The 11,981-nt window shown below is 51.8% G+C and carries 10 protein-coding genes and 1 pseudogene; 1 reads left to right on the forward strand and 10 read right to left on the reverse strand.

The window, feature by feature from the left end; all coding sequences use genetic code 11:
* Positions 1–393: 393 nt before the first annotated feature.
* The gene (locus tag DWW73_RS08305) at positions 394–1,647 is read left to right on the forward strand and encodes a transglutaminase domain-containing protein (protein WP_117779294.1); all 1,254 of its coding nucleotides are present in this window, start codon (positions 394–396) and stop codon (positions 1,645–1,647) included.
* Between the two features lie 298 nt (positions 1,648–1,945).
* Here the strand turns inward: DWW73_RS08305 and DWW73_RS08310 are convergent, their stop codons facing one another.
* The 10 genes and pseudogenes from DWW73_RS08310 to DWW73_RS08355 form a co-directional block, all read right to left on the reverse strand.
* Complete coding sequence (locus DWW73_RS08310) at positions 1,946–3,019, reverse strand: hypothetical protein (protein WP_199413495.1); 1,074 nt, start codon at positions 3,017–3,019, stop codon at positions 1,946–1,948.
* Positions 3,020–3,032: 13 nt separating this feature from the next.
* Positions 3,033–4,190: an ATP-grasp domain-containing protein gene (locus DWW73_RS08315; protein ID WP_117779296.1), complete on the reverse strand. Its 1,158-nt coding sequence runs from the start codon at positions 4,188–4,190 to the stop codon at positions 3,033–3,035.
* A 9-nt stretch (positions 4,191–4,199) separates the two neighbouring features.
* Positions 4,200–4,613, reverse strand: coding sequence for a serine O-acetyltransferase (locus DWW73_RS08320; RefSeq protein ID WP_199413496.1), 414 nt, complete (start codon positions 4,611–4,613; stop codon positions 4,200–4,202).
* Positions 4,614–4,903: 290 nt separating this feature from the next.
* A pseudogene (locus tag DWW73_RS10415) lies at positions 4,904–5,047 on the reverse strand (DapH/DapD/GlmU-related protein); the annotation flags it as partial.
* Positions 5,048–5,326: 279 nt separating this feature from the next.
* Positions 5,327–6,658, reverse strand: a complete 1,332-nt coding sequence (locus DWW73_RS08330; RefSeq protein ID WP_117779298.1) for a lipopolysaccharide biosynthesis protein — start codon at positions 6,656–6,658, stop codon at positions 5,327–5,329.
* On the reverse strand, positions 6,655–7,602 hold the full coding sequence (locus DWW73_RS08335; protein WP_117779299.1) for a deacetylase: 948 nt from the start codon (positions 7,600–7,602) through the stop codon (positions 6,655–6,657). Before DWW73_RS08335 ends, DWW73_RS08330 begins: the two co-directional genes overlap by 4 nt.
* Before the next feature lie 3 nt (positions 7,603–7,605).
* A complete protein-coding gene (locus DWW73_RS08340) occupies positions 7,606–8,769 on the reverse strand; it encodes a glycosyltransferase (RefSeq protein ID WP_255413127.1) in 1,164 nt (387 codons plus the stop codon).
* Positions 8,762–10,012 carry a hypothetical protein gene (locus DWW73_RS08345; protein WP_117862118.1) on the reverse strand — a complete coding sequence of 417 codons (1,251 nt, stop codon included), beginning with the start codon at positions 10,010–10,012 and terminating at the stop codon, positions 8,762–8,764. The genes DWW73_RS08340 and DWW73_RS08345 overlap by 8 nt, the downstream gene beginning before the upstream one ends.
* Entirely contained in the window at positions 9,999–11,072 is a 1,074-nt protein-coding gene (locus DWW73_RS08350; RefSeq protein WP_117779302.1) for a glycosyltransferase, read from the reverse strand. Before DWW73_RS08350 ends, DWW73_RS08345 begins: the two co-directional genes overlap by 14 nt.
* A 16-nt stretch (positions 11,073–11,088) precedes the next feature.
* Positions 11,089–11,775: a DUF1919 domain-containing protein gene (locus DWW73_RS08355; RefSeq protein ID WP_117779303.1), complete on the reverse strand. Its 687-nt coding sequence runs from the start codon at positions 11,773–11,775 to the stop codon at positions 11,089–11,091.
* Between the last annotated feature and the right edge of the window lie 206 nt (positions 11,776–11,981).

Below are 11,981 nucleotides of genomic sequence, written 5' to 3' on the forward strand. Positions count from 1 at the left end.
GGCGGGGCCGAGGCCGCCTCGATCAATTTGCGAAAGAATCTTGACGGTACCGACCAACATGTTGAGACGCCCGCTTATTGCCCGGTCGTAAGCCGCAATAAACTAGGCAGCAGCCTCGCTGACTTTTCCTGAAAGGCCTCAGTGGCGAGTCTCGAAGAAGCGGAAGACGGCCTCATGTTGAATCTGCCGCATCGCTTATAGCCAACACAGCACAGGTCAGAGCGCCGCCGGGGACTAAAGCAGGCCCGCTCCCTCTCCCCACCCCAACATTCCCCAGAAAGTTCGCTGATGTTGACTGGGGTTCCCGTAAAATAAACCCCAACAAAAAATGTGCGGAGTGCTGGCCTGGAGCTGCCTTTGGACCCTATTGGCTGCTCACCGAGAGGCTCCGCTATGAAACGACCCCTTTACTACCTGCTCTGCGCGATCGCGTGCACGTCCATGGTCAGCTCGACGATGCCCATGGCAGCCGTCGCGGAAGCCATCCAGCCTCAGGCAGCCGCAGTGCAGCAGGCGCAAGCCGACGCCGCGAGCAGCGACGCAGGCAAGGCCGAAGACGGCCCCAACACAAATGCGACAGCAGATACCGTAGAGGACAGCACCGCAACATCCACCGGCACCAGCGCCGTCAACACGGAAAGCGCCGACGGCACCGCCGCCGCAACAGGCACCCCCGCCCCATCCCTACGAGCCCAAGCCAATCCCGCGCCCGAGGCGATCTCCGCCACGTCACAAACCGGCTACGCCCACTCCGCCACCGCAAGCCAAAACGGCGTCACCTTCACCGTCTCGTGGAACGACGCCCCCGCGGGCACCGCGACGACCTTCCACGTAACCCAGGCCAACGGCTCGTCCCAGGCCAAGGCGCGCATGGACGTGCCCACCTATTGGGACGGCGGCAGCCAGGAAAGCGTCTGCGACCCGTCACGCCCGGCATGGGCCAGCTACTACAGCCTGGGCACCGCGGGCCACGACTTCACCTTCGACTTCACGGCATCGGGCACGTACCGCATCCACTTCTACTTTATGGACAACGACAGAAACGACCCCCAAAACGACAAGGGGATCTACTACCTGCGCACCACGGCGGAGGTGACCGTAAACGACGCCGCACGCCCAAGCGTCACGCAGATCCTCAACAACGCCGTGGCTCTGTGCAGGCAAGAGACAAACGGCTCGGAATACGACATGGCGCTGTGGCTCCACGACTGGACGCTCGACCAGCTGGAGTACGACCACAGCCTCAACTGGTGCTCGGCCGAAAGCGGCCTCACGCGCCACCAGGGCACCTGCGAGAGCTACCAGCGCATCTACTCCAAGCTCCTTGACGCTGCGGGCATCGCCAACGGGCGCATCACCGGCAACGGCCACACCTGGAACGCCGTAAAGATCGACGACAAATGGTGCCAGATGGACCTAACTTGGGACGACACCAGCGACAACTGGTACGGGGGCCTGGACCAGCGACATCTGTACTTTGGCCTGACCGACGAACTCATGGCTATCGCCCACTCCGACCACACGGCCAACTATCAAAAGGACGACTACGCCTACCGTTCAACTGATCTGTCCAACAATTACTTTGTGCGAAACGGCAAAGCAGATGAATGGACAGAGAAGTGCGCCGCAGCCAATGCCAATATTTGACTGCGACGCGAAGCAGGCGGTTGCCATAAATGGGCACCGAAACCCAAGCTAATCCCGTTGCCCAAGTGCTAAATTGCCGTTATTGTACTTAGATATAGCAGAGATGATATGAACCCCGGTGCTTTATTGTTTATCGTAAAACGGATACTGGGCGCCACCCTAACAATATGGCATTCAATGCAATCTGCCATCCATCTATTGGAACATATAAAACGAACGAAGGTCATAACATATTAATAAGGGGTGTCAACTTAAGCTGACACCCCTTATTTCAATATTGGTAAGTTAGATCAATACATCACTTTTGAACCAAAGACCTAACATCATGGATAACCATAAATGCCATGAGAGCAAAGCCAAGGTACCCATTAAGCCCGTAAAGAACATTCAGAAGCGGAGCGTAAGGAACCAGACAAGCGATAATGCATCCAATAACTCCTCCGAGAATGACGACACACTTATAACGTGAAGTCCCCTCAACGGCCATACGCTTAACTCCGGTCCATAGCAACGGCACAGCACTCGTATAGATACCGACAAATATGACAACAGCAAATATAAGTCCAAGAAAAGGGCTCATTCTGTTAGCGAGCACAAGTGTTGGGATTGGCGCATCCCACACTAAATCGATATTTGAAATCAAAGCAACGCAGCACAGTGCCGCCGTGCCAAATATAAACAAACTCGAAAGCAACATTCCGCGCTTGACATCTTTTAATTGTTCCCTTGCGCCAAGCTCGCCAAGAAAAGCAGCAAACCACAGAATTACAAAGCCAGCATATGATGCGCCTGACGCCAGAGGATTACCGCCGCCAATCTGAACGACATCAAATACATTAGAGTCGATGGCAGATGAGCCGTCGACGAATCCCATTGAGCCAAAGATCGACGAGTACCCAACTATGGCAAGTAAAAAAACAATAATTAGCGGACCGAGAAAGCTTAAAACTTTAACGATATTCTCTAGTCCGTAAACCACCGTTACAACGGCCGCAAAAGCAAGAATCACAGCACCGACCCCATTGGGCAAACCCCACTGTTGCATAGCGGTCGAATTCGCACCGCCGAGCATTACTACAAAGCTCATGTAGCAAAACAGCGCCGCAAACCAGTCATAGAAACCACCGATGATTTTGCCGCAATATACACCATAAATATCGCCGCCGCGCTTAATCTCATTCTTTGCACCATTAATAGAAAAGGACAAATTGGTATAAAGATAAACAATAGCAGTAACAGCAATAACAACCCAAAACATACTGCCGTAGGAGGCCTCGTATTGCAAGACTTCCTGCATGCTAGCGAAACCCGAACCGATGTACAACCCTATACAAGCGCCACAAACTGCAAGTACTTTTTTGAAATTACTCAAATCGCACACCAGCTTAGCGATCCAAATGCAGCTTGCGACGAACACTCGTCCCGAGCAAAGAAGCCACAGGTGCAATATCGCCATGACGGCCTAGATAATACCTGCAATCTGCATTCTTAAAATCAGAAAGCCATGCCCCCAAGGAAACTTTGCCTTTCTTTACGCGCTCGCGGTAGTCAGTAATCTCCACCATTGCAGTAAAACCATCAGGCACTTTACGCAGAAGTGACCGATCAACTATGCCCGTGAGTTGAGAATCAGCCCATATCAGTGCAAGCGGCATGCCAGCACATGTGGAAGCATAACTCCAGGTGGAGTTCCTAAAGTTGATCTCGCCAAACCAAAGGTTGCCCTCTTGGTCCTCCAAAAACTCTATTTCAAAAACTCCAGTGAAACCAATGTCGGCCATGAGCTCGCTCAGCTTCGCCTCAAGCTCAGGATTTTTGAGATTGCCCACCGTCATATAAGGGCTATAGCTCATCGGAAGATAATAATTGTATGTAGACGCAATGGTAATCAACATGTCGCACCCCTCGGGAGAGGAAATGCCTTCCATGCATAGCTCATTCTTTTTAACGATATATTTCTGAACAAGCACTTCATCGCTTCGAATGGAATCGAAAGCCGCGCGAAGCTCATCTTCGTTATTACAAATGTGCATATCGTTTTTCCAAGCGCCCATAGTCGGAGTTATCGCTTTGGTAATCACAGGGTAATCTAGACCCTCTGGCACAACGCCGCGTTCGGTAACAACCGCATCCAAAACATTAAGACCGTGCTTCTGAGCTGCAGCGAGAATCGCTTTCTTATCCATAAATGCTGTTACACGGCCCGCTTTTCCAGCGTTAAAAAAATAAGCCTTATCAACAAGCTCGTCATAGCGCTGATCAAGGTAGCTCTCAGTCGTATCGTCAGAAGTCAAGATAAACGGCCTGGGACCCTCACAACTTTCTATAAACTTAAGTAGCTTATAGTAGGCTTCATCGAGCGACTCGAACTCATAGACCTTCTTCAAATACTTACTTTTTGAAGTCAGCCTCAACCCGCCTCCATATACAAAGGCAGTCGGATGGATGCCATTTTCACCGAGCGTTCTCACAATCCCCAAAGGGTTATAGTGTTCTTGGCCGAACACAACAAAGGGATGCTGGCGTAGCTTTTCAATATTCATATAGAAGTCCTAACTGACAGTACTGTAAACACGCGAATCGATAAACTCCCTCGATCCGTTATTAGAGAGTTTCTTTGCGGGAACTCCACCCCAAGTTGTATTTGGCTCCAAAATATCCTTCACTACGACAGCATTCGCAGCAATTGAAACACCGTCGGCAACGGTAATACCGCCAATTAGCTTTGCTCCAGTTCCAATGAACACGTTATTGCCAACCATTGGCGAAAGACTGTTGCCCCCGGTCGCCCCAAGATTCACACACTCCTGTATACGACAGTTTCGACCAACCTTTGAATGAGCGTTAACGACAATTGTTCCGTAATGAGCAATCGATAGTCCTTTATCGAAAACATTAATTGGAATAGAGAATCCAAGCCTTATAGCGCGCTTAGCAAGAAGGTGCCTACTGATCAGAAATTTCACAGCGTTAAAAGGATTTCTCAGACACTTCCCCGAGTACCAATACCATTCAGTCTTTCGCAAACGAATCTGATATTTCCACACATCGTCACCGAAGAATCTTGGGCGAGACCTCGTCTGATGTAAAGCAAGCCTATCGCACTCGAGAAACTCATTGAGTTCTTGTTTAGATGTAATCATTTTTCACCAGACTCGCGAATCTCTCGTTCAACGGCAGCGCGTTTCTCCGACCAGGCCATCATCTTGGTATGCAAAAAAGACCCTTCACTCTTTCTTCGATACTCCTCCACGCTCTCAATAACTCTCGCAGGCACACCCACCGCCACAGAATTGTCAGGGATGTCATGGGTAACAACTGCACCAGCACCGACAATGCAGTTTTTACCGATAGTGACGCCCGGCATGATTGTCGCATTGAGACCTATATGGCAGTTATCGCCAATCTTCACCCTAGAAAAGCAATCGATGTCGGATAACTCCGGATATAGGTGGCGAAGAACCCATACACCACCATCATGCGTCGTGATATTCACGCCGCGCGTAATACGAACGTTGTTACCGATCTCGACCAGATAAGGCTCTGACCCAAATTCATATCCGTTGAGAATTTCACATCCTTCACCGATAACAAGGCCACGCTTTTTTAGTTTTTCAAGTTTCTTCTTGCTGGGCATTAACTTCCAAGCAATATTCGACACGATAGACATAAATTCACCCTATCCGAGGTCTGCCAGCCTCATCTTCACGATCCGTACCTTGGTTAAATTGGTGGACAAATACTGGAGCGCTGAAGCGAGAACAATTGCATAAACACCGAGATAGCGAACCAGCGCAAAAGCAACACCAAGATAGACAGCATTGGAGACAAGACTGACCATGCTGTCCTCTTTGGCAAGTCCAAGAGAGAAGAAATACGGATGAAGGGCAACATACATCAGCGCATAGAAATGTACCGCGAGCAATATAAGAAACAGCGGAAGATTTGCAGCATAAACGTGCCCAAAGAGAACATTGAATAGCGGGTAGCCTAGCAATGATGCTCCGATCAAGCAAGCAACCATAACCATGCAAATGGCATTTCTAATCTTGAGGACAACATCAAACGCCTTCCTTTGTTCTCCCTCCGAGACAAGTTCAGACATTTGAGGCATGATAGCGGTCGAGATGGGGTTAGTTAACAGCGAAAAAACTTGTAACGCCTGCTTAAAAACCTTATAGACTGCGACCATCTCAACAGAAACCGCAGAAATAATGAATACATCGAGGTACTTTACAGGAACATCGACAGTTGTACCCAGGTTTGACCAGAGGCAAAATGAAACAAATTCGCGATCGCGACAGGAGAGTGGTGCAAGCAAAATTCTTCTAAGCCCAAACCTACGGTGCAAGAAAAATAATGCCAAGAAAAGCAAAGAAACATGGTTGGCAATATCCGTCGCAACGTAAACAACCACATACCCAATCATCGTGTGCTCTATTGGCAAAAAGCAGTAACCGCCAACCACTAGAAGCTTTAACACAGCAAGAGCAATGCTGTTAATTGCCGTCCATTGGAACTTGTCAAATAGGCGAAGAATGCCAATCGAAGAGCCCTCAATATGAAAAACGATCTCAAGGGAGAATATATAGGCAGCCAGTCTGACCTCGGAGCCCCAGCCCATCAGGTCGCAGACGAATGTAAGGACAAGAAGACCAAGAACCGTTCCAGCCACTGCAGTAGCAACGTCCATCAAAATGCCAAGCTTCAGGTCAGCGAACAGTCGCTCGTCCTCCTTCTTTGACTTTGCGTCGGCACCAAACTTAATTATTGCTTGCCATGACTGGAAGTTCACGAGTGCATCAACGACGGTCATATACTGTTGTCCAAGAACGAAAAACGCATATTGAGTGACGCCAAGCGATTGCACGAGAATCGAAAGGGTAATAATCCCTATCGCTTGTGCCCCACTAGTTCCTAGTAGCGCTGTTGCAGCGTTCCTGAACAGGCGAGCCCAGAAGCCCTCGCCCCGCACCTTTCGCTTGATCCCTCTAAGGTCCAACTTCTTCAATCCGTTCTCCTACATATGTAGTAATCCTTAGCAAACGCAGTCAATCCCTGACCCTTGAAGCCTAGCTCTGCGGCATGAGAGAAAGCCTTCTCGATGACACCAAACAGGTCGTCGACAGAATTCTCGTCCGGGAAATTTGGGCTCCCCCCGGGCATGAGCTCCGAGGAGTGGATCATGAACATCGCATACGTGTCGGCTGACGAGTCGACATCGTCTAGAAGACCGCGCAGAGCGCTCGCCGAAGGATTCTTGGGTGGTCTCAACCACTGCCACTGACCCTTAACAAGCCGTTTACCTTGGCGAAGCACATCCTTCGGCTCAAGAAGGGCATCGAAGGCGAACCGGTGAGTCCTCCTGATCGTCATTGGCACCTCAAGAAGCCCGGAATACAGCTCGAAAGGATGCTCGGGTGACTGCGAGTAATCGCTACCAGGGAGGCCCGTCTGCCCCGGCGCCATAGTCCAGTCCATATGCGGGGTCACGGAACAGTCGACAATGAAACCCTTCTTCGCGAGGAGGGCCGCGTACCTTTCATCGAGCGCCCAGCGCCCGCTCCTATGGGAGGTCACGGGAGCTTCGAAACGATTGCGGAGCGACTCGAGCAGAGTGTCGAACTTGGCCTCCATCTGCTCCTCGGGATACTCGATGAGGTAGGCGCGCTGATCGGTCTTTTCCTCGAGTGGAAACTCCGGCGGGTTGTTCCAGGCATGCAAATGCATGCCGATCTCGCATTTACCTGAGTCGTTCTTAGGCTTCATGTACCTCACGAAGCGATCGTCTTGGCACATCTCCCAGTTGGTAAGCCAGGTGGGCACAAAACCGTAATTCTCGGCAAGCTCTTGGAATCTCGGTAGGAACAGAGTGTTCTCGGTCGAGATGCCGTTCGAGACATCCCACTGGTTGTCCGCCTCAGTGTCTATGGTTATGAGCAGCTTCTTAGCCATTTCCTATCCTTTCAACGACTCGAGGAACCGGTCCGCCTGCGCGCCGACCAGGTATCCCCGTGCAGCCTCGACGGCGGCGTCCCCCATCGACCTTCTAAGCCTCTCGTCGCCGAGAATCTCCATAGTGCGCTCGGCAAGGGACTCCACGTCCCCGTTGGGAACGATGAGGCCGTCCACCGGGTCATCAATGAGCGAGCAGGGGCCGTCGTTCTCAAAGGCAACGCAGGGAACGCCGTGCGACATCGCCTCCAGGATGGACAGCCCAAACCCCTCCCAGCGAGACGGGGAGATGAGGACGGTCGCCTGTTCGTAATAACGCTCAGCGTCGGTGACGAAGCCCTTGAGCTCCATTTTGAACGGTAGCCTAGCGTCCTCTAACCATTCCTCAAGGCTCGGGAGGTAAGGGCCGTCTCCCACAACGAGGAATTCTCCGGCAAAACCTCTCACCGCGAGCGCCTCCGCGATGCGCGGGATGTAGTCGGCGCCTTTGGAGCCGGGATCAAGACGACCGCAGTAAAGCACGCAGTTCTCCGCGTAGCCTCTCGTGCCCATATTCACGATGGAATTGGGGAGGACAATCGCCGAATGCCCGGTGTGTAGCTCATAGACTTCCTTGCTCTGCTCGGTAAGTACGAAATTCACCTTGCAGCGCCTGAGCGCAAATGCATAGAGGCAGTCTTGACCGTAAAAGCCCCTGCCGCTCTGATTGAAATAGCCGTCATAGGTGCTGTGCTGCCAGCCGCAGACATCGATGCTCAAGCCGTCGCAGGCATACACCGCAACGATAGTATGAAGCGGATCACAACCGACAACCACGTCGAAACGGCCCTCTTTTAGAGCCTCGTGCACAGCCGCAAGGGACTTTTTATCAATTACTGAGCCACCGAGACTGTGCTCGTGACAAATTGGCTTCAATAAACCGGAATGTCGCCTGACCTTAGAAACGAGCTTGCCAAGCGGCTTGGAAGCCCCTTTGATGCCGACGGGCAGGATCGAAACATCAGAGCTCAAGCCATAGGGATTCTCGCCCAGCTCGGGGGTATCCATGAGAACAGAGACATCCACACCGCGCGAAACGAGCTCGTTGGCCAACAGCGCGACAGCCCTCTGAAGCCCACCAAGACCGGCGAGCGATTGGCAGACAAAGCAAATGCGCAAATTACTCACCCGGTTCAGTGCTTCGCGAAACCTGAAGATATGCCAAATATCGAGCTGCCCCGATAAAAAGCCAAGCGACAATTACACATTGCAACATTCCGTCCTGGGTCGAACAAATTGATGAATAGGTATTGACATGAACAAAATACAAAGCAAGAAGACCACAAGGAACGGCACCGAGGCTTCTAAACGTCTGCATAAGTGGCAACAAAAATAAGTAGATCCCCAGCAAAACGGCAAAAGCAATCCCATAACTGAAAGCAAATCTGAGAAGAGGGTATTCCAGTGCAATAACTAATAAGCCATTAGAATAGTCAAACTCATGACCAGCAAACCATTCATAACGAATAATGCCCGCAGCAATCAACTGGTCAAGTTGAATATTGCGCGATGAAGTCATGTCTCCTGTTTTGATACCGATCATTATTCGATCAATCATAGTGTCGAATAAGCCAGCTAAGTAAAACGCAAACAAACCAAAAATAATAACAATGCAGTATTTAATGTTGTCCGCATTTGAATACGCAAGGATAAACATGCAAAGCAGACAAACCATCGCCGAGCGACTTCCGGTAAGAAGGACAACGGCGGCCGTGATAAGAGTAACGAGAACCTGATTGACCCTGATTCCCATTGCTCTGTTAGCAATATGGCTCAAGGCAAAATATAACAGTGCGACTTCAGCAGTTAGGAGACTGTGACCCATGATTGAGACAAGGCGACCTGAAGAACTCATGCTAACAAGACTGGCTGAGCCATAAAATGCAGTGAAGGTTTTCGATACAGCAGAACCGCTCACAACATCGCACGCAGCGCATGCGACGATAATAACCATAACGACATTTAAGACCCTCATAAACCCCTCAAAAAAAGACGGGAAGATGGTCTCCGGAATAACAATCAATAGAAGAACCAGAGGAAAGAGACAAGAGATGAGATAAGAGATAGACATCCCAGTTGAGAAAGCAAGAAAGACCAGACCAGCAAACAATACGAAACGGACCACGCTAACGCTTCGAGACATTGAGTACTTATGACCAAGCATGTATAGAAGAAGCCAAGCGACAGACAGCAACACAAGAGGATTAAGGGCCCAGACCGCCTCGCTACCAGGGATAATTCTATGCCTCAAAACATAAGGAGTGGCAAACAAACCAAGAGCAATGAATATGCCAGCCCTTCTGCCGACCGCCTCGTCCTGTTCAATAGGGCGTCGATTATTTCTTGAAAAAACGAGGTTATCTACATTCACCCACAATCACCTCACTCCACATATCGGCAATAGCATTAGCAGAAAGTAACTCCCTCACACCAGCAGCGTTTGCCCCTAGGCGATAAGCGAGGTCATTATCATCCGCTACGCGTGTCATCGTTACAGCAAGCTCATGTTCGTCGCCAACAGGAACCAGTATTCCGTTTTCGCCGTCATGAATCACCATGCGCGCACCGCCGCAGGGGCAGTCGGTACAAATACACGGAAGGCCAATTGCCATGGCCTCAAGCATGGAGTTGGAGAGTCCCTCATAATCGCTGGGCAGGACAAACAACCCGGCATCGCGCACCACATCGTGCACGTCCTGACGCCCGGGGTTGATGGAGACGACATTCGCAATGTCCAGTTCTTCCGCGAGTGCGACGAGCGAATCGCGCTCCGTGCCGTCGCCATAGACCTCGAGTGTCCAATCATCATGAGAAGCAAAGAACTCCGCGAAGGCGCGAAGCAGCATACCTAGATTCTTCTGCTTCTCCAAACGGCAGAAGCAGGCGACCAAATGCCGGCGCTCTCCGCAAAAAGGTTCAGGCAAATTGTCCTTTACTGGATTGAGGATCACGGTCTTCGCAACCTTATCCGAGAAATACGCCGCCGCATCGTCGGTTTGGCAGACCAACATATCCGCATAGCGGTAGAGCCTCTCGCGAAGCCAATTGGTCTTTTTACCACTGCCTACACGCGCCGGATCGTTGCGCTCTGAGATTACTAAGCGATTGGGCAGCCCAGCGAGTGCAATGATGGTCTGCATGTTCACGAAGTACTCGAACGCCACGAAACATGCATAGGGGTTATGTTTGGCAATACCACGCAGCCAGGAGATGCGATTCACCTTGGAATGCCCGCCGGAACCCTGAGGCCCATACTCCTTTTGGACCCCATCTACGACCGGATATTCACCCTCATAATTGTTGTACACGGCGATGCCAACACGCTTACCGCGACGGGTGAACTCTGCCGCTAGGACGCAGATGACACGAGCAGCGCCCCCGTTTGCGAGGGCGTTGCTCACGAAGATAATGTCTCGATTCTCTAATATCACGATTCCCCTTGAGGTCCTAACAGCTGCCAAAGCAGCCGTTAATGTACTCAGTAACGTTGAACGAACGGTTCGCCCCGAAGGGCTCCCACGAAGCGGGTATGAACCCGCAGCTCCGCGGACAATGAATACGTCTGCAGCACTTAATGTCCGGATGATCCTTCGCCGCAAAGACGAGCTTGTGCTCGAGCGGCAGGGCGTCAAAAGCAAGCAGGTCTTCCTCGGTGGCACCGTTCTGGTCGTTCAGCTTGAAAATCAGACGGTTGCGGTCGACGCGGCCCACGCGGCTCTCCCACTTGCGGCGGGCGGTCGCCTCGTCGTGGTGGTGGAGCATTTGGAGCTCGACGTCCCCCAGCCGCCCGATGAGGTACGTCCCCCAGTTCCCGTTGGAGCTGAGGACTTCCCTCCATTTCGACTCCTCGGGCGATATGAACTCGAGCGGCTCGGAGAGATGACGGTCAAGGTCAGCACAGAAGCGCACGAAGTCACTCGGCATGATGAACATGCCCACGGTCGGCGAGGCCTTGCGCATGCCGTAGCTCTCGTAGATCGTGCCGCCCCAGCAGTTGTTGGAAATGATGGTGAAGCCGTCCACGTCAAGCCCCTTCGCCCTGGCCTTGCAGGTGAGGGGCAGCCACAGCCCGTTGCGCAGCTTGAGCCGAACCGTCTCGCGCTTGAGCTTCTTGAGGGGTCCCGGGAGCGCCATCTACGCCACCGCCCTCTGGGAAGGTCCGCCGCACCAGACAAGCTGGAGCCCCGACATAGATGCCAGGCTCCTCCAGGTCCCTCGTGACGGCAGACCCCCCCCCGATGCAGATTCGATCGGCAATATGGACGCCCTTGGTCACGAGAACGTTGGCACCAAGCCAGCAGCAATCGCCAATCTCGATAGGCGAGCTCACGAGTCCCCCG

This window comes from Collinsella sp. AF16-8 (assembly GCF_003462695.1).
GTDB lineage: Bacteria > Actinomycetota > Coriobacteriia > Coriobacteriales > Coriobacteriaceae > Collinsella.

What these genes read in the sequence shown, in the direction of transcription:
- DWW73_RS08305 (WP_117779294.1), top strand. Translation starts at nt 394, where the DNA reads ATGAAACGACCCCTTTACTACCTGCTCTGCGCGATCGCGTGCACGTCC.
- DWW73_RS08315 (WP_117779296.1), bottom strand. Translation starts at nt 4,190, where the DNA reads ATGAATATTGAAAAGCTACGCCAGCATCCCTTTGTTGTGTTCGGCCAA.
- DWW73_RS08335 (WP_117779299.1), bottom strand. Translation starts at nt 7,602, where the DNA reads ATGGCTAAGAAGCTGCTCATAACCATAGACACTGAGGCGGACAACCAG.
- DWW73_RS08355 (WP_117779303.1), bottom strand. Translation starts at nt 11,775, where the DNA reads ATGGCGCTCCCGGGACCCCTCAAGAAGCTCAAGCGCGAGACGGTTCGG.